This window comes from Pedobacter immunditicola, from assembly GCF_037482985.1.
Lineage (GTDB): Bacteria > Bacteroidota > Bacteroidia > Sphingobacteriales > Sphingobacteriaceae > Pedobacter > Pedobacter immunditicola.
The window spans coordinates 398007-416896 of sequence record NZ_JBBHKC010000006.1 but is presented as its reverse complement, the minus strand read 5'-3'; the positions used below and the strand labels follow the sequence as shown (position 1 = coordinate 416896).

General features: G+C 39.2%; 19 protein-coding genes. 9 read left to right on the top strand and 10 right to left on the bottom strand.

Annotated elements, in window-relative coordinates; genetic code table 11:
* The first annotated feature begins 168 nt into the window (after positions 1-168).
* Positions 169-417 carry a DDE-type integrase/transposase/recombinase gene (locus tag WG905_RS19540; RefSeq protein WP_431844517.1) on the top strand — a complete coding sequence of 83 codons (249 nt, stop codon included), beginning with the start codon at positions 169-171 and terminating at the stop codon, positions 415-417.
* A gap of 11 nt (positions 418-428) precedes the next feature.
* Entirely contained in the window at positions 429-704 is a 276-nt protein-coding gene (locus WG905_RS13255) for an IS3 family transposase (RefSeq protein ID WP_339592214.1), read from the top strand.
* Between the two features lie 16 nt (positions 705-720).
* Here the strand turns inward: WG905_RS13255 and WG905_RS13250 are convergent, their stop codons facing one another.
* The 7 genes from WG905_RS13250 to WG905_RS13220 form a co-directional block, all read right to left on the bottom strand.
* The gene (locus WG905_RS13250; RefSeq protein ID WP_339592210.1) at positions 721-2019 is read right to left on the bottom strand and encodes an acetyl-CoA hydrolase/transferase family protein; all 1299 of its coding nucleotides are present in this window, start codon (positions 2017-2019) and stop codon (positions 721-723) included.
* 3 nt (positions 2020-2022) lie between these two features.
* The gene (locus WG905_RS13245; protein WP_339592209.1) at positions 2023-2418 is read right to left on the bottom strand and encodes a hypothetical protein; all 396 of its coding nucleotides are present in this window, start codon (positions 2416-2418) and stop codon (positions 2023-2025) included.
* A 33-nt stretch (positions 2419-2451) separates the two neighbouring features.
* Positions 2452-3054 (bottom strand): YceI family protein, encoded by a 603-nt coding sequence (locus WG905_RS13240; protein WP_339592208.1) that lies wholly within the window; start codon positions 3052-3054, stop codon positions 2452-2454.
* Positions 3055-3114: 60 nt separating this feature from the next.
* Positions 3115-4437 carry a hypothetical protein gene (locus tag WG905_RS13235; protein WP_339592207.1) on the bottom strand — a complete coding sequence of 441 codons (1323 nt, stop codon included), beginning with the start codon at positions 4435-4437 and terminating at the stop codon, positions 3115-3117.
* A gap of 33 nt (positions 4438-4470) precedes the next feature.
* Positions 4471-5085: a YceI family protein gene (locus WG905_RS13230; RefSeq protein ID WP_339592206.1), complete on the bottom strand. Its 615-nt coding sequence runs from the start codon at positions 5083-5085 to the stop codon at positions 4471-4473.
* Between the two features lie 320 nt (positions 5086-5405).
* Positions 5406-5864 (bottom strand): calcineurin-like phosphoesterase C-terminal domain-containing protein, encoded by a 459-nt coding sequence (locus tag WG905_RS13225; protein ID WP_339592205.1) that lies wholly within the window; start codon positions 5862-5864, stop codon positions 5406-5408.
* Positions 5821-6072 carry a hypothetical protein gene (locus WG905_RS13220; RefSeq protein ID WP_339592204.1) on the bottom strand — a complete coding sequence of 84 codons (252 nt, stop codon included), beginning with the start codon at positions 6070-6072 and terminating at the stop codon, positions 5821-5823. The genes WG905_RS13225 and WG905_RS13220 overlap by 44 nt, the downstream gene beginning before the upstream one ends.
* An 84-nt stretch (positions 6073-6156) precedes the next feature.
* Between WG905_RS13220 and WG905_RS13215 the strand changes: the two genes are divergently transcribed.
* The 5 genes from WG905_RS13215 (at position 6157) to WG905_RS13195 (ending at position 10196) form a co-directional block, all read left to right on the top strand.
* Entirely contained in the window at positions 6157-6591 is a 435-nt protein-coding gene (locus tag WG905_RS13215; protein ID WP_339592203.1) for a LacI family DNA-binding transcriptional regulator, read from the top strand.
* 126 nt (positions 6592-6717) lie between these two features.
* Positions 6718-7749, top strand: a complete 1032-nt coding sequence (locus tag WG905_RS13210) for a LacI family DNA-binding transcriptional regulator (RefSeq protein ID WP_339592202.1) — start codon at positions 6718-6720, stop codon at positions 7747-7749.
* 85 nt (positions 7750-7834) lie between these two features.
* The gene (locus WG905_RS13205; RefSeq protein ID WP_339592201.1) at positions 7835-8878 is read left to right on the top strand and encodes a phosphotransferase enzyme family protein; all 1044 of its coding nucleotides are present in this window, start codon (positions 7835-7837) and stop codon (positions 8876-8878) included.
* Positions 8879-9039: 161 nt separating this feature from the next.
* Positions 9040-9489, top strand: a complete 450-nt coding sequence (locus WG905_RS13200) for a hypothetical protein (protein ID WP_339592200.1) — start codon at positions 9040-9042, stop codon at positions 9487-9489.
* A 326-nt stretch (positions 9490-9815) separates the two neighbouring features.
* Positions 9816-10196 (top strand): response regulator transcription factor, encoded by a 381-nt coding sequence (locus WG905_RS13195; protein ID WP_339592199.1) that lies wholly within the window; start codon positions 9816-9818, stop codon positions 10194-10196.
* Between the two features lie 92 nt (positions 10197-10288).
* On the opposite strand, the gene WG905_RS13190 is transcribed toward WG905_RS13195, so the two are convergent.
* Positions 10289-10591: a hypothetical protein gene (locus tag WG905_RS13190; protein ID WP_339592198.1), complete on the bottom strand. Its 303-nt coding sequence runs from the start codon at positions 10589-10591 to the stop codon at positions 10289-10291.
* Positions 10592-10769: 178 nt separating this feature from the next.
* Between WG905_RS13190 and WG905_RS13185 the strand changes: the two genes are divergently transcribed.
* Positions 10770-12812: a M13 family metallopeptidase gene (locus WG905_RS13185; RefSeq protein WP_339592197.1), complete on the top strand. Its 2043-nt coding sequence runs from the start codon at positions 10770-10772 to the stop codon at positions 12810-12812.
* A gap of 104 nt (positions 12813-12916) precedes the next feature.
* Here the strand turns inward: WG905_RS13185 and WG905_RS13180 are convergent, their stop codons facing one another.
* Both WG905_RS13180 and WG905_RS13175 read right to left on the bottom strand, forming a co-directional pair.
* Positions 12917-14446, bottom strand: a complete 1530-nt coding sequence (locus WG905_RS13180) for a RagB/SusD family nutrient uptake outer membrane protein (RefSeq protein WP_339592196.1) — start codon at positions 14444-14446, stop codon at positions 12917-12919.
* Between the two features lie 11 nt (positions 14447-14457).
* A complete protein-coding gene (locus tag WG905_RS13175; protein WP_339592195.1) occupies positions 14458-17700 on the bottom strand; it encodes a SusC/RagA family TonB-linked outer membrane protein in 3243 nt (1080 codons plus the stop codon).
* Positions 17701-18017: 317 nt separating this feature from the next.
* Between WG905_RS13175 and WG905_RS13170 the strand changes: the two genes are divergently transcribed.
* Entirely contained in the window at positions 18018-18878 is an 861-nt protein-coding gene (locus WG905_RS13170; RefSeq protein ID WP_339592194.1) for a hypothetical protein, read from the top strand.
* Positions 18879-18890: the final 12 nt, after the last annotated feature.

Below are 18890 nucleotides of genomic sequence, written 5' to 3'. Positions count from 1 at the left end.
ACTGCCGAAAGGAAGAACTCGAGTTATAGGATAAATCATAAGACTGTTCAAAAAAAAATGTGAACATTATGCTTAAAATGTAATATCAGGAAAGTAAGCTATCGCTCATATAAAGGTGAGGTTGGCAAAATTGCCCCCAATGTACTTGAAAGGGATTTTGAGGCCAGTTTGCCTAATCAGAAATGGGCTACGGATGTCACTCAGATGAATATTAAAGGCCAGAAGATCTACTTGTCTTCTATAATTGACATGTTCAATGGGGAAGTCATTTCTTATAGTATTTCAAAAAGTCCAAATATGCAGATGATAGCCGATATGTTACATGACGCTTTTGACAAAGTCAAAAATACAAAGGGACTTATTTTTCATTCTGACCAAGGGTGGCAATATCAACATTATAGTATAGAAAGGCTTTAGAGAAACATGGAATTATTCAACGTATGTCCAGGAAAGGAAACTGCTTAGATAATGCCTTGGCTGAAAGCTTTTTTGGAATCGTGAAGACAGAATTATTATACACGCAGAGCTTTGAAACTGCAGAAGAGTTTATTGCTTCATTAAAAGAATACATTGACTATTATAATAATAAAAAAAATAAAAAACAGGTTAAATGGAAAGAGCCCGGTGAAATACCGAACTCTTGTACAAAAAAACTTAATTTGATAATCTGTCCAACTATTAGGGGCCACACCATTTGTCCATGATACGACCTCTCTTGTTTTAGCTATAAGCGGATGACATTATTTTAAACCGCTGATAAAACGAGATCTCGAGCATTTCTCTATGATCGGGATGCGCTATATCAATCAGCGCCTTAGCCCTTTGCTTCAGGCTCTTGCCGAACAAGTTGACAATGCCATATTCCGTAACCACCCAGTGTACATGTCCACGAGTAGTAACTACACCTGCTCCTTCTTTCAAGAACGGCACGATCCTGCTTATTCCTTTATTGGTCTGAGAAGGGATCGCAATAATAGGCATACCTCCCTCAGATAATGAAGCACCATGTATGAAATCCATCTGACCACCAATGCCAGAAAATTGGTAGGTGCCGATGGAATCTGAACACACCTGACCAGTAAGATCAATCTCTATCGCACTGTTAATCGCCGTTACCTTTGGATTTTGCCTAATGATACTGGTATCATTTACATAAGAGATATCCATTACCCGAATGGCCGGATTATCGTTTACAAAATCGTATAGCTTGCGTGTTCCTGTAATGAAAGAGGTTACAGACTTACCTAGGTTCAGCTTCTTTCTACTGTTATTAATTACACCATTTTCAATCAAGGGAATAATGCCATCCGAAAACATTTCGGTATGGATTCCCAGATTTTTGTGGTTGTTCAGGTTTTTAAGTACCTGATCTGGAATACCACCAATGCCCATTTGAAGCGTTGCACCATCTTCTACCAGAGAGGCAACATTAAAGCCAATCTTTTCAATCACTTCATTCAATTGGTTACTATAATCAACCTCAGGGAGGGTTGCGTTATACCAGACCATTGAATTAATTTTGCTGATATGTATAAAACCGTCACCATGCGTGCGCGGCATTAAAGGATTAATCTGGGCGATGACATGTTTGGCCATTTCTACTGCTGATCTTGCAATATCAACTGAGGTGCCTAAAGAACAATAACCGTGCGAGTCAGGTGGCGATACTTGGATGAGTGCTACATCAATTGGCAAAATGTTTCTGCGAAACAGTTGTGGAATCTGACTCAGGAAAATCGGCACATAATCGCCATGATCACTATTGGCGATGTTCCTTGTGGACGCGGAGACAAAAAGTGAATTGAAAAAAAAGGAATCTTTAAATTCAGGATTGTCGAAGTCAATTTCACCTAATGTAGTAATGCTCACTAGTTCGACATTCTTGAGCTGGTAATGGCGCCGCTGCAAGGCTTTAACCAGGCAAACGGGAGTTGCAGCTCCGCCATGTATGAATACGCGGTCGCCAGACTTTACAGTTTCCAGTGCCAGATCTTCGGAGATATAAATTGGATTGCTCATATTTTATATTTTTTCTACAAATGCAAAAAGATCATCTTTGATCAACCGATCAGTTTTAAGTAGTAATTTAATTTCCTTACGGATAACTACATTCTGCTCAATGAGTTCCAGACCGATAGATTGGTCTTGATCTTTCAAAATAGATTCGATCAGGGACTGGTGTTTTGTGGTCAATTCTTCTAACTTTTTTATCTTTTGATGAAGTTGTGTTAAGTTATCTTCGATCATCAATACTTGTTCTGGAGATTGTTTTTTCGCGGCCATCTGCTTTTCATCGAAAAGCTTAGTGAAAAACCGAAATTCATCCTTCAAAAATTGTAATTGTGAAATCCACTCTTTGTTTTCAAGGTATAGCTCCTGCAGTTCTGAGGATAGCTTTAAGTCTGGAATAGTACTCATAATTAAGGGTTTAACAGTGATTAGTTTAAAATCCTAGGAAGCGGCTTCCATTTTTAAAAGGAACACCACAACGAGTTGATCTTTTGCCTGTATGAGCTTACCCATCTTTCTGGGCGGTACAAGCTTAAAATCAGAGAAATTGATAGGCTGTCTTCCTGTAAATAGCATCGTATTTTTATCTTTGCTTAATTGATAACTGATCTCAAAACGTTTGGTTACCCCAGCTATTTCAATCTCCACAAGTCCTTTAACGATGTCTTTCTTTTGTTTTAAAAACGATGTCTCCTTTAGCGATAAAAATCTGATTTGAAAAGTTGGAAATTGATCTTCCTTTAGCGTCTTCCTGAGCTGTTTGGTCATGATCAGGTTATTGCAGTCGAAGTTTTTAACATCGATATTAAGCTCACCGGAAAGCAGCACCTTGCTCTTTTGATCATCAGTGATCAGTACCGTATCGGTTTTGGGATATTGGCGAATGGAACAGGAAAATTTGTTCACATTCGTACTGCCGTTTACGACGAGACTACTGTTTTCGCTGATTACCCATTTGGATGATTTATTTACTGCAACAAGTTGATGTACTTTGCTAAAACTTGTCAGCGTAAGCGCTAAAAACAGAAAAATCAACGATTTCATCTTCTTTCTTTTTTAGGTAAAGGCAGGAACATGTTGTTCCTGCCTGATAATTGGTAGTGTTTAAAATCCAACTACGGCTTGAATCACATAGCCTTTGAATTTTCCGGCGCTGCGGTAATCAGCTGTAGGAAAATCTTCGTATTTCTGGGTTACATATTCGCCTTTCAACAATATGTTTTTGGTCATGAACCAGCCAGCTGCATAAGCAATACGATCAATTTTCACATCTCCGGCATAATTAATTGCAGGAGCGGTTCCAACAGCGGCTACATTAGCCAATTCAGCAGTGACCACGTTGTATTTCGCACCGATGAAAAAGTTTTCTGAAGCTCCGAATCTGTACACTCCATCTATGGCCATTTGCTCAGCTCCTCTTACTTCAGTTTCAAATTTTGATCTTCCTTTTGCTTTTTCATAAGTAGCAAATAGCTCCAGACCTTGTAGTTTCACAAATGCATTCAATTGTAAAGCATTTACTTTCTTGGTGAAACCAGGATTAAATCTTCCTGAAAACGCATTGGCTGCGGATGTTGCACCCAATTTTTCGAGCACCATAAAGTAGTTTGAACCCGTTCTATCGCCACCATATAGTGTTTGTCCACCTGAACTGTTGTTGCTATAGTAGGAAGCGGCAACACGAAATCTTAAATCTTCACTCAGTTGTTTGTCAAATCCACCTTTTAAATACAAAGCGGGTGATTTATGGATGTTTTCATCTTGTACAGTAGCTATTAAACTATCGATATTCCCTTTTATCATTCCGTTTGATACACCGACCATACCGAACACCCCATTTTTTCTTACCAAAACCTCTCCACCAATTTCGGTAGTGAAACCATCCATGATGTAGTTCTCAATAAATGGATTATAGATCGTCTGTCCTCCATCAGATCTACGGAAATGCTGATCGCCGTAATTGATTTCCATGTGACCAATTTTGATGGTAGTCACTGACATGATATCCTCCCAAACTTTTCCTTTGAAGGGAAGTTTGTCAAACTGGATATAACCGCCTTTTACCCATGTTTCGTTATGGTGACGGGAAGAAAGATAACTCGTTAGGTTCAACCTGATTCCATCTGCCAATTGCACATCCATAAACAAGTTGGCATTTGCTGTATTAAAACCGGGGGATATTCTATATAATCCGCCTGATGCGTTTTCATGTTTTAAACCTTGAAAGGATTGGGTAAAACCGGCACCGAAATCCACTTTTATTTTATCGAAGACTGTATTACTGTCTTTTGGCGCTTCGAATACATTGATACCAGCTTTATCGTAAGGGCGAAGGTTAGTAACCTGGGCTTGTGCATTTATGCCGAACAGGGTGATCAGCGACACAGCAATGGCTGTAATTTTCGGATTAGTAAATTTATTTTTCATAACTGTAAGTATAGTACTGGTGAATTTATTGTATTATTTAGCTTTGTAATCGAGGTCAAATTTGATGGTCAGATCATTTCCAACCTTCATCGCTCCGAGCATAAAACTTGGTGGCTCGATACCAAAATCTGTAAGCTTCACTGGTGTAGTACCTGTGCAGGTGATCGAATTATCAGCGTTCACAACAGCGGTAACTACAATGGCAATAGGTTGCGTTTTACCCGCAATGGTTACATTGCCCTTAGTTTGTATTTTATATTTGTTGTGCTGTACCATTGCAACATCTACAGATTTCAATTGGTAGTTAATAGTCGGAAACTGGTCTGCTTTCATGGTTTTATAGGTCCGACTGTCCATTGTTGATTTACCACTTTTAAGGCTTTTAGCAGTTGTCGAGAAACTGAAATTACTCAAATTGATAATCTCATCTTTGGCATTGAGTTTGAAAACTCCCTGACTTTCGGCCGAAGTAGAAGTCATGTTCCAACCGTGCACATTTGAGGTGCCCGAAACATTTACGACTGTCCCTTTACCAGGAATTAATTTATAGACTGTTTGAGCTGATAGGGTTTGCGTTGCCAGCAATAATAACAGGGAGGTGAGTTTTAATCCGGCCCAAATTCCTTGGGATGTTTGTACTTTTTTCATGGTGATCTATCTTGATGAACTGATAGTCCAAAAGTACTTCTAGGTCTTACTACATACGATGACTTCCAATATGTATAAATATGATTCTCATCACAATTATAGCCATGTTTATTAACTATCTGCGAATCATTTCTTCCCAAGCCTATCCCTGAGCAATTGGAATGAAAGCCGCGCTAAAAGTGAGATTATCGGTTTTTTAGAAGAACGTAGTCGGCACCAAAAAACATAGGTAAACGCCTCTACAAGGACGAAAATTCACTTTCCTATAAGGAACTTTACAGATGAAGTTAAGATTGAATCATACTTAACTCCTTGCAATTTTACCCAACAAGGTGTTCTTCCCAGCTTTTTTCATAGGTATTCCCGAAACGATCAGTCACTACCACCTGGACCTTTTTTGTGGAGGCAGGAGCATGACATAGAAACAAATGTTCAGTTTTCCTCGGTTTAGGAAAACGTTTATAGGTCTTTTCGCTGTCATCGGCAACCTGGGCAAGAGCCAGAGGATCAAACCCAGAAATTCTTTCCATAGCACCTGCAGGTTTTCCATCCAGCCAACATTCGATTTTCCATTCCGGATCGGCATTCCACACATTCGCAATCACTCTTTTTTGGTTGGTCAGCTCGTCTACAGCGATACGCAGTTGTTCTGATTTATCAAAACCAGTAGATTTATAATACCATGTCAACGCATTTCCTTTTACTTCGTAAACACCATATCCTTTTGGAGTGCCATCAGAAGCAATACCGAACGTCATCCAGGGCGATATAATGAGCATCTCCCCGGTTAAATGAATAGTAATTAGGACCATAATAACGCTTGAAGGTCTGATCTGAAGCCTCATCGCCTCCTTTGTTATAATCCATATCATGATTCCCGAGCCCATGAAAGAAAGTTACGCCTGTATTTTTAACGGCTTCATTGTATCGGGGAATAAGGTTGAACTTATCAAATACCATATCACCTACCGTGATTCCATGTAACAAAGCATTTGGACCTAATTGTTTTGCTAATTCTTGGACTCAATCTTAGGGTATCAGGCATTCTGCTATGCCATTCTAAAGAAACTGTTGAAAAGAATTGCAGGATGTGTAAGTGCGATTAAAAATGCTGGTATATCCGTTCCCAAGAGCCATATAAAATACTGCAATTTCCAAAGAGAAAGGGCATTGTCAGCAGTCATGGAATTATTGAACAGCGCCAATCCTCCCGATGCATTTTTTAGTGTAAATGATAGAGGGGCAATTGAAATAATTAAACTTTTGGAAGAACGGGGATTAAAAGTTCCAGAACAAATTGGTGTTGCCGGTTTCGGAAATGAACCAATGTCATCTTATATATTCCCATCCTTAACCACCATAGTTCAACATCCTTTTAATTTAGGTGAACTTGCAGCAGAAATTATTATTCAAGAAATTACAGCTGAAGTTCCCGTGAAAATTCAAAACCACATTATCAACCCTGAATTGATCGTTAGGAAATCTACGTTAAGACAAGGAACTTGATTTTTGATCAGGGTTTCATATCTTTTAATTGATTACATCGAATCCTATTGGAAAAAGACAGCCTTTTAGCCTTTTTAGGGTCTGCAAAAATATCTGTATATTGCGATTTTATTTTAATATACATTCATGTCTTCTAAGCCTGCTACGTTAAAAGAAATAGCAACTAAATTAAATATTTCTGTATCAACAGTATCGAGGGCACTTCATGACCATCCCAGCATCGGTTTAACCACCAGGCAAAAAGTCAAAAAAGTAGCGGATGAATTGAATTATGAGCCCAACCAAGCTGCAGTATTTTTTCAAAAAGGAAAAACATTCACCATTGGCGTCATCCTTCCAGAACTTTCCGAAGCATTCTTTTCTTCGGCAACCAGTGCCATCGAAGAAACGGCTTATAAAAAGAACTATACCGTGCTTTTAGCCCAGTCTCATGATGATGAACAAAAAGAAAGAGAACTGGTAGAAAAAATGAAAAACCACCGGGTTGATGGTTTATTGGTATCCTTAGCTAAAAACACTTCCTCTTTTGAACATTTTGAGCGTTTAAAAAAATATGATATCCCGGTTGTATTTTTCGACAGGATCCCCCCCCTTTCAAACATCCACTCTGTTACCTGTAATATCGAAACCGGAACTGTTGAGGCCGTTAATTACCTATTGAAAAAAGGACACCGGACCATAGGCATGATCAACGGACCAAAAACACTGAGTGCAAGTGCTGAACGTAAGGAAGGTTATATTGAAGCCATGCAAAAGAACCGCCTGAAGTTTGACCCCTCGCTCATCCTCAATTGTGACCTTACAGAAACGGATACCGAAAAGTGTTTAACAGAATTAATGGAGCACAAAAGAAAGGTAACTGCCATCGTTACTTTCAATGACTACATAGCCCTATTCGCCATCAAAAAAACAAGGTCCCTGAATATTCCGGCTAATGAAAAACTCGATTTTGTAAGCTTTGCCAACCTTCCACTAATCAATTACATGGATCATGTGCCTGTTGCCTCTGTAGAGCAGTTTCCTTTTGAACAGGCGCAGAAAGCAACTGAAATATTACTGGATTTATTGGCCAAAAAAGAAAGAAGTGCAACAAAGCAGGAAGCGTATTATAATACCATTATAGAGTCTAAATTGGTTCTAAACACGAACAAAGATTAAAATATTTATTTTACACAAACGTTTGTTCAAAAATCACAGAGTGAAATTGTTTACGTTTGAATCATAAGTAAATAAATTAATCTCTATGCTTGAAAAAATCTTAAAATTGTACGGGATAGATGCGGTTGAAAATAATATTAAATTATTTGGCGATGGGTTGATCAACCGCACTTGGAAAGTGTCAAATGGTTCTGCGGAATACATTTTACAGAAGGTTAACGATACTGTATTCAAAACACCTTTTGATATTGACTACAACATTTCAGGCATCAGGTCATTCCTGAATGACAATAATCCAGCGTATAATTTTATAAGTCCCGTGCCTGCCATTAACGGAGACACCTTAATCAACACGCCGTCCGGATATTTCAGGATGTTTCCTTTCGTGAGTGATTCGCATTCGTTAAATGTGCTCGATAGAGAAACGGAAGCTTTTGAAGCCGCCAAACAATTTGGAGGCTTTAGCAAGGCATTAAATGATTTTCAGGTGAGTGACCTTAAAATCACCATACCTAATTTCCATAACCTCAGTCTGTGGTATCAAAAGTTTATTGCTGCATGCGAAAATGCTACAGCCGACAGGAAACAAAAGGCCGCTAATTGTATTGCTTTTATTAAAGAAAATGCAGCAATTGTAACCATTTACGAGGACCTGGTCAAGGACAAAGCAATTCCTGAACGCGTTATTCACCACGATACAAAAATCAATAATGTGCTTTTTGATGCAGAAAACAGGGGCATTTGTGTTATTGATCTGGACACAGTGATGCCGGGCTATTACATCAGTGATGTTGGTGATATGATGCGTACTTACCTGTGTGCGGTTAGTGAAGAAGAAACAGATCTCACTAAAATCAACATCAGAACTTCATTTTTCAAAGCGATCTACGACGGTTACTTATCAGAAATGGGCGATGTATTGACCGATGCTGAAAAGACTTACTTTATCTATGCTGGTAAATTCATGATATTTATGCAGGCGATTCGTTTCCTTACCGATTACCTTCAAAATGACATCTATTATGGTCGCCAGTACGAAGATCATAATTTTAAGCGTACTCAAAATCAGCTTACTTTATTAAAGAGATACCTGGAAGTTGAGGATCAGCTGCAGGAATTGATTGCTTAAGGTAACACTTCAATGAATCTGGTTTGGATCTACCAAAGAGCGTAGTTAACGCAAACGATTGTGTATGCATGGTAAAGGCATCTGTAATCCCGATGATATCCGAAATAATTAAATTAAGTATTGCAGATTATTTCATAAATTGCACAAATTAATCACAGGCTATGCTAGATAAGATAAAAAAATACCTTTTAATGTTGTCAATGATATGCGGTAGTGTTTTAATGGCGGAGGCCCAGAAAATGCCTACAGCTGTTGAAATAGCTCAAAAAAATATCGAAGCCCTGACCAAAAAGGTAAAAATCAATCCCACACAGCGGAATATCATTTATAATTATATGCTTGATTTTTCTAAAGAGCAGGTATCTTTTGCAAAAAAACAACAGGCAGGAATGTTCAACCAGGACGATATGGGCAAACTGTATAACCTGCAAAATGAAAATAACGATAAAATCAGAACCATCCTGAAAGGCGAACAGCTGACAGAATTTGATAAATACCTGGAAGAACAGCTGCGCGGTGGTGATAAGAAAAAGAAGAAAAAAGGCAAAAAGGCGAATGATGAAGAGGAAGAAGTGGTTACCGGCATTTCTGGGTTAAAACTTCCTTCTTAATCCAGCCAGCCAATTTATGATAGGATAAAAAGACAGAAAACCTAATCTGGTCAGCCCAATCTGAAACCTGGAATCCCGCATCAGTAGATGGATTTGTTGAAAAAACCCGCTTCTTCTCGTTAACCAAATGATAAAAGACGGATTAAAAACACCTTCACCTCAATAAAATTACTATACTTTTTAATAGGTTATCAGCTTATAGTTCAAGTATTTAACACTAAAATATCGCGTACAATTACGGCTGCAAAGTAAAAACTTAACTCTACTTTTGTATATCAAGAACACAACTTTATACGTTGTTATTACAGAATAATATCTAAAGTTCTATGAAGAAACTACTGTTGATTGATGATGACACAGCTTTGCTTGAAGTTTTAGCGTCTGCTTTATCATACTTTGGGTTTGATGTCAAAACAAGTAATCGGGCTGATGACATCCATTCTCTAATTACCATACACCAACCCGACCTCGTGATTTTAGATTATATCATGGACGGAGCAAATGGAGGCGAAATGTGCGCCGAATTAAAAAAGAAAGAAGCTACTAAAAACTTGCCGGTAATTATTTTATCAGCTTATGATAAAGTGATTAAGTCTTTAGGCAATTACGGTTGCGACGCATTTATTTCGAAACCATTTGACATGATGGATTTAGTAAACAACATTAAAAGTATACTTTTTAAACCCTCCTCACTGGCAACTTGTTAAATTGACACACCAGGCGGAATTATTAACCGGGCTTCGCATTTGAATTTATAATTTCCATGCGAAGCCCAAAACACTTGAAGGACCTGCGCTAATTAAAGGCGGTCGTCATCATCCTGATCCATACCCTCCAGTGCATCCAGGTCTTCCTGTTCAACATTGGTATTCAGGTCATCATCAGGGTCCAGCTCCAGATCATCCAGAACATCTTCAGAGCCCGGTATAACATCTGTTTCATATAGATCAGCCCCACCATCCCCTTCATTTTCACCAACCGGGCCGTCGGTAATTAATGACGCATCGTCATCTAAATTTTGATCCCGCTGTTGCTGATTAGGGTTTAATCTATTTCTGTCTTCGCCCTGGTTTTCACCGTAATTTTGATTTTGATTTCCCATGATGCTGTAATTTCTTTAAAAACACCACGCCACCTTTTTGGTTTCGGTAATTTGATTTTAACAAATTGAAAATCAACTTTTTATTCATTTAAAAATTACTTCTATTCATTGATAATCACTTATCATTTCATTAAATTAGGTTAACATAAACAGCTTCACCTATTAAAAACAATAAGAAATGATGAAACCTATACTAACCGCCTGGCTGCCGCTGATCATTGGCCCCATGTTGCTCACAGCCGCATTTCAAAATACTGATCCGGGCGACGGCCTGCATTCAGGTATCCGTAAACAAAATATGGATACAACTGTAAATCCTGGTGATAATTTCACCCAATTTGTGAATGGTAATTGGGCTAAAAAAACAAATATCCCGTCAGATAGAGCTACTTATGGAACCATGGCGATCTTATACGATAAATCGCAGGAAGACGTAAAAAAGATTATCGAGGAAGCGGCAAAAGCCAATCCGGAGAATGGTACGGAAGAACAGAAGATCGGCGATTATTACGAGTCATATCTGAATATGAAGGTCCGGGATTCTATTGGCCTGAAGCCTCTCCTGGCAGAGTTTAAAAAAATTGATGCCATCAGCAATGCAAAAGACCTTGCAGCTTACTTTGCCTATGCCAATAAAATCGGTAACATGATTCCTTTGAATATTGGTATTATAGAAGATTTTAAAGATCCCAAAAAATACATGATCTACTCCTGGCAGGGAGGCCTTGGTTTGCCTGACCGGGAATATTACTTCATGAAAGATCCTAAAACGGCCTCTATCAGGGCGAAGTATGTGATCCATATCGAAAACATGCTGAAACTGGCAGGCATCTCTGATGCGAAAGCAAAAGCCACCCAAATTATGGCTTTGGAAACGATGATTGCCTCGCAGCATATGAAAAAAGAAGAAACCAGAAATCTACCAGGACTTTATAATAAATATGCGGTCAAGAATTTAAACACCCTGGCACCAAATCTGGACTGGAAACACTTACTTGCTGAAGCTGATATTAAAAACCTCGACAGTTTGGTAATTACCCAGGTTGCTTACACTAAAAACCTAAACAGCATCTTAAAAAACACCCCATTGAGTGTCTGGAAGAATTATTTAAAATGGAGTGCCACCAAAGGTGCCGCAACTTCCCTAAACTCCGCTTTGGATGAAGAGCACTTTAATTTTGAATCCAGAACCTTGTTTGGCATTAAGGAACAAAAACCACTATGGCGCAGGGCTGTTGCTGCTGTGAATCAGGATTTAGGGGAAATAGTTGGCAAAGTCTACGTTGAGAAACATTTTCCGCCTGCTGCCAAAGAGAGGATGCTTCAGCTAGTCGGCAACCTGCTGAAAGCCTATGAATCCAGCATTAAGGAATTGGATTGGATGAGTCCAGAAACTAAAAAGCAAGCTTTAGACAAACTTAGTAAGTTTAAGCCTAAGATTGGATATCCTGACAAGTGGAGGGATTATAGTGCTTTAAAAGTCTTTAAAAATGACCTGTATGGGAATCGAAAAAGAGCAGCGTTGTTTGAATATTACCGCAACCTGAACAAGATGGGTAAACCAGTTGATAAAACCGAATGGGGAATGACGCCGCAAACGGTGAATGCCTATTATAACCCTTTAATGAATGAGATCGTGTTCCCCGCAGCAATTTTACAACCACCCTACTTCGACATGAATGCGGAAGATGCGGTGAACTACGGTGCCATAGGTGGTGTAATCGGTCACGAAATCGGCCATGGCTTTGATGACCAGGGCAGCACCTTTGATGGCGATGGGGTAATGCGGAATTGGTGGACTGAAAATGATCAGCATGAATTCAAAAAAAGAACCGGAGCACTGGTGGCTCAATACAATAGTTTCCAGGTATTCCCTGATTTAAATGTAAATGGTGAATACACCCTTGGCGAAAATATTGGAGACCTTGGCGGCTTAAGTATCGCCATTAAGGCTTACAAAAACAGTCTTAATGGTAAACCATCACCTGTTATGGATGGCTTTACAGGCTTACAACGGGTATTCATTGGTTGGGCGCAGGCTTGGTTATATAAATCAAATGAAGAGGCTTTAAGAAACATCGTTAGTACTGACCCCCACTCACCGGCACAATTCAGGGTGAATGGTGTGGTAAGAAATATTCCCGAATTCTATATGGCATTTAATGTGAAACCAACGGATTCCTTGTACCTGGAACCTGAAAACAGAGTGAAAATCTGGTGATTCTATTCATTTGCATTTAAATTTCGATTGCTGTATAAATGATAAAACAGGCTAATGAAGATCAGCCTGTTTTATCATTCCATTAAGGATTATTGATCAATGAACTAATAACCCGGATTTTGATACATTTTAACCGGATCAAGTTTTACCTCATCGAATGGAATCGGGAAATACCTGTCTTTGGTAGAGATGTTTGATAATTTTGCATTTCCATAATCAGCCTGGGATTTTGCTTTAAAAAACGCCACGAGTTCATCGGCATTGAAGGCCCTTAACAAATCGAACCAACGGTGATGTTCAAAAGCAAGCTCTACCCTGCGCTCATGTAAAATAGCTAATTTCAAAGTCGGGTATTTAGTGTTATAATTAGCATTTGTTCTGGCAACGGCATATAATGGTACCCCAGCCCTTGCCCTAACCATATCTAAATAACGGATAGCCTCTCCCTCATTACCCATTAAATTATTCACTTCCGCAAGCATTAAAATCACATCAGCATAACGCATCAGGATCCAGTCATTTCCACCATAACCATTCTTACCTGCAGCATCACTGTTATCACGGTATTTGGTGATAAACCAATGTTGCACCTGGGCATCGTTTCCAAATTTCACCGAAAACTCTTTCCTGGAGTCATTGGCCTCATAATCTTTCACCAAATCAAGCATCGCCTTTGCGCCGGGACCAGTTGCTACATTTTGGGAGTTAATAGTTTCACCTTTTGCCTGGTTATTTGCAGCAATTCTTGAACTGTAATCAATGTCACCTTGTATGTAAGCAATCTGAAAAATAGCTTCTTTGTTCGTGGTTTCTTTAGCCGCATTAAATACATCAGCATAAGGAATTTCAGCCAAAGAACCGAAAGTACGCATGTTATATGCTGCCAATAGATAAGTATTGGCTTGTTGCAGGTTTTCGGCTTTATTGTCTGGCAGTGTAGTCGCCATGGTTAAATAAACCTTCCCTAAATAGGCATTAATAGCTGCTTTTGAAGTACGGCCGACACCACTTGCACTTTGAAAGTTTGGCAAATCACTGTCAAGTCCCGCTTTAAGGTCAGCTATAATCAGGTTGTAAACTTCGGCTTGAGGCACCCTGGATGTTTTAGCGCTTACTTCCTCTAAAGTAGACAACTGCTCAGTTACCAAGGGTACGTCACCCCATTTTCTAACCAGTTCAAAATACATCAGTGCCCTGATAAATTTCGCTTCACCCGCATAACGGGCTTTGTTACTTTCATTAAGAAAAGTAACTTTTTCCATATGGGTTAAAATTACATTGGTTCTTGAAATAGCCTCATAAAGGGCTAACCAATGGCTTTTCAAATACGAATTGCTAGGTAAAATGGAGAAATCGTTGAACTGAAAAGGTTCACCTGCATTGGATTGATTGTCATCCCGTCCGGCATCATCCGATCTTTCATCTGTAAAAAGCTGGCTGGTTTCTCCCATCGTATTACCACTTCTCAAACTTTGGTAGGCACCATTTACGGCAAGTAACACGTCGTTTTCTGATTTAAAAAAATTGTCTATCGTAACGGCGTTTGGATCTGTTTGTGCTAAAAAGTCCTTTTTACAAGCGCCAAGGGACAATAGGATGCTTATAGATAATAACTTTATGATATGCTGTTTCATTTTTCTAATGTTTAAAAAGTAAGTTTAACACCAAGGTTATAAGTTCTGGCTAATGGATAATTACCATAATCAACACCAGGAGTTAAGTTTGAACCACCACTATAATCCACTTCCGGATTGTAACCTTTATAATCAGTGATGGTAAAGACATTGTCTACACTGGCATATAGCCTGATATTGCTAACTTTAAGATTTGATGTCACCGATTTAGGAAAAGTATAACCTAAAGTAAGGTTGGTCATTCTGAAATAAGATCCGTCCTGGATATAGAATGTAGATAAACGGGTACTGTTACTTTGAGTTCCAGCTCTCGAGGCTCTGTAAACCTCTCCCAAACCAGGGTTAGCTGCATTGCGGTAACGGTCTGCTGCCTCAACATACTGATTTCCTGAACCTTCCATATTAAACAAATAATAATCCTGGCCGTCCAATACCTGGTTGCCTTGCGATCCATTGAAAGAAGCACGCAGGTCAAATGCTTTAAAAGCAGTATTCAATCCAAATCCGTAGGTAAATTTAGCATGTGGCGTACCAATAACTCTTTTATCGTTATCATCTACAATGCCATTTCCATCCACATCTTCAAAATAAAGATCACCCACTTTTAAAGGATTGGTAGAAGAAGCAGAAGGAGCAACTTTACCTAAATTTTCTTCAGTTACTTGTCCCAACACTTTGAAACCGTAGAACATACCTACCGGATAACCTTCTTGTGTAATGTGAGTTTTGTAAGAACGTTCTGCGCCATTGGTTAAAATAGTACTTGCTCCACCCATGTCCATCACTTTATTACGGTTGATGGAGATGTTTCCGGTTAAACCCAACGTGAAATCATCATTTTGAATAATGCTTCCGTCTAATTGTAAGTCTACACCCCTGTTCCTGATTTTGCTGTCTTTAAGGTTGGTTAAAATGGTAGAAGCACCAGATACGGCAGAAAGACTTTGATTAAACAATAAATTGTAAGAATTACTCAAGTAATAGTTAGCCATTAAATTCAAACGTCCCCTGAAGATCGAGATATCTGTACCAAAATTAAATTGAGAAGTCGATTCCCATCCTAAATTTTCATCCTGGATAGCACCCGACCAGATTGCAGTGGCAACGGAATTGCCAAACACCACACCACCAGGAGACCTCATGGTCTGCATTTGTCGGTAGTTACCGATATTATTGTTACCACTTAAGCCCCAGCTGGCCCTTAACTTTACAGTAGAACCGTCACCCAGGAAATCATCATAAAAATCTTCCTCAGAAAGACTCCAACCTGCAGATACGGATGGGAAATTACCCCATTTATTTTTAGGTCCAAACCTGGAAGAGCCATCCCTACGGAAAGTTCCAGTTAAGAAATACTTTCCATCATAATTATAACTGAAACGACCGAAATAAGATATTAAAGTATTGGTCACTTTTGCTGCATCGTTTAATTGAAAGAAACTTGCCGCAGCGCCTTTATCGGAGATTTCGCCAATGTTATCATTTTGAAATCCCTGAGCAGATACGCGGATTAAATCGCTGTCGGTTCTTTGCGCAGAGTAACCCCCTAAGAGATCAAGCTTGTGCTTGCCAAAAGTTTTATTGTAATTTAAGGTAAACTCCGCTAACTTATCTATCTCTCTAAAAGTTTCTGCTGTTGCAGTGGCATTCTTATAAGAATCAGTTGAATACGGCGGCATGTTTCCACTGCTCAGGCTTGTTGGCAAATAAAAATCATACTTCTCATTATAGGTTTGCATCCCTACGTTTGCTTTAAAATCTAATCCCTCAAGAATATTGTAGGTAGCATTTGCATTGTATGAACTTCTGTATCCTTTACGGGTAATTTTCATTTGCTCTACCGTAGCCAATGGGTTTTCAGGGTTCTGAATACCATACTGAGATGATAAAGCGGCCATTCCGTATTGTATTGGTGTATCATTGGCATCTCTAGCAGGTAAATTTGGTAGGTAAATTAAGGCAGACATCATCGGACTTAAGTTATAGCGTCCTTCCCTAACTTCCTTATTGTCATTTTGGGTATGAGCAATATTTGCCCCTACACGTAGTCGATCGCTGATCTTACCATCAATATTAGCCCTGAAATTGATCACCTTTTGATTGGTATTGGTTACAATACCATCATTATCCTGGTAACCTCCACTTAAGAAATATTTGATGTCATTATTTCCACCTGTAAATGATAGGTTATGGCGCTGGAAGAAAGCATTTCTGTAAAGCTCATCCTGCCAGTCGGTATTGTGAGTAGCTGGGATAGGCTTTTGCGCACTAAAATCGTAAACATCAGCCGGGAGACTTACACTGCTCGCATTACCTACATTTTTTACACGGGTAGCGTTGTCATCAGAAAACATGCTATCAGACCAAGGCATTTTGCCTCCGTTAACAACCAAATCTTTGTAAGCATTGTTCCGACCGTCGACCAAAAGCGAGATATATTGATCGGCATCCAGTAATTTCACTTTTTTAGCTAACTGTGAAATACCGGTCTGTGCATCATATTGAAACTTTCCTTTTCCATCTTTTCCTCTTTTAGTGGTGATTAAAACAACACCACCTGCGGCTCTGGAGCCATAAATAGCTGCAGAAGCTGCATCTTTTAAAATGTCTATGGATTCGATATCTTCCGGGTTAATGGAAACGTTATTGCCGGAAGGATAACCGTCTATAACATATAAAGGATCTGAACTGGCATTGATGGACCCAACACCTCTCACCCTGATTTTTGTACCTGCATAGGGTGCTCCGCTGGTTTGAGAAACCTGCACGCCTGCAACTTTACCAACCAGGGCCTGTCCTACGGTAGGTGAAGTCAAATTAAGTTCACTCGCTTTAACACTGCTGATGGCACCGGTTACATCAGATTTCCTGATTCTCTGGTATCCAATTGATACTTCATCTAAGGTATTGCTTTCTTCCTTTAACGTCACATTTAAGGTCCTGTTAGTGCTTACACCTATTTCCTGTGTTACGAATCCCATGTAAGAAAAGACCAACGTTGAACCCGCCTCAACTGCAACGGTATATTTACCATTTGCATCTGTGACAGTACCTTTTTTACTCTCTTTCTCAAAAACACTTACCCCTGGTAAGGGTTGTTTTTGTTCATCCGTAATGGTACCTGTGATGGTGACATTTGCTTTTCTAACATTATGTAATGACTTCCAGTCATTAGTGTAGTTGGCCATAACGGGCGAGCTGCAAAATGCAAACAGGCCCAATGGCAAAAGTAATTTCCCGCAAATATTTTTCATATTTGTGGTTTGTAGAATTGACGTCATCTGTTTTGTGTTTGTAAAAATTTTTTATGATGTGTGTAGTTTAATGGTTTACCGAAAAATAACATCTCTGTTTCACATAGGCTTAGCTCTTTATTTCTTTGGTTTTGCAATGAACTGTTAACTGTAATGTTTACGCTACAAAACTATCGATGGAATTTTAACAGGGTGTATCCGGCATGTTAACTTAAGGTGAACTTTTCAAAAAAGGGTTAATTTTCCTGATCAGCAGAGTTTATGATCATCACCAGTTAATATTGAAGTAATGCAGGCGCTGTAATTTGCAGGTACTTATGAAATATCACATCTTACCTTCTTTAATCTGTTCAGGTTTATTATTTTTTTCTCAGCAAGTAGTGGCGCAGGTTAGCCGGACCTTTACCATAGATTCTTTAGGTGCCTGCCAGGGGATCTCCCGCCAGGATGAGAAATACTTTTTATATGGTGACCGCGAAGTCGGCGTCATGCGTGAGTACAGACTGGGGCAAGACACCCTGTTGAACCAGCATAAGGAATATAGATTTACGATTAATGGAAAGAATGTAATTAAACATCCCACAGGAATTGCATGGAAACCAGGCATGCCTACCATTGTTGGCAACTCTGTCAGACAGAATGCAGAGGGCACTCGCTGGAAGGCAATACTTTATTCGATCAACTGGGATGGTTTCTTGAAAAAGAGGACCCTGGACGGGAATTTAATCAGCACCATTGAAGACGATGCCTGTATTCAGGGGAGCCGCCCCGAATATGTTAAATATAAAGGCAAATGGTACGTGGCAACATCAGATTATGGAAACAAGCAAAATGAAGTCCGGCTTTATGATCCGGAAGCATTGAAGACGGCATCAAAAACTTCTGAAAAAGGCGTGTTATTTAAAAAGTTTAAATGCAGCCCATGGGTGCAAACTTTGCACTGGGATGAAAAAACAGGAAACTTGATTCTGGTACAGAATCAAATAGAAGGAAGAAAATGGAGACTAAGCTTTTTAGATCTTGAAAAATCAATTGAAAGTGGAAAAGAAGTAGTCTTAAAAGTGGTGGAGCCGGATCTCCAGGATGAACTGGAAGGATTTACCTTTACAGCGGATCCAAAAAAAGGGATAGCAGTAAGTTCCTCACGAAAAAATAATGTAAGTGTCGTTAATTTTTAAGTTAATCTTACA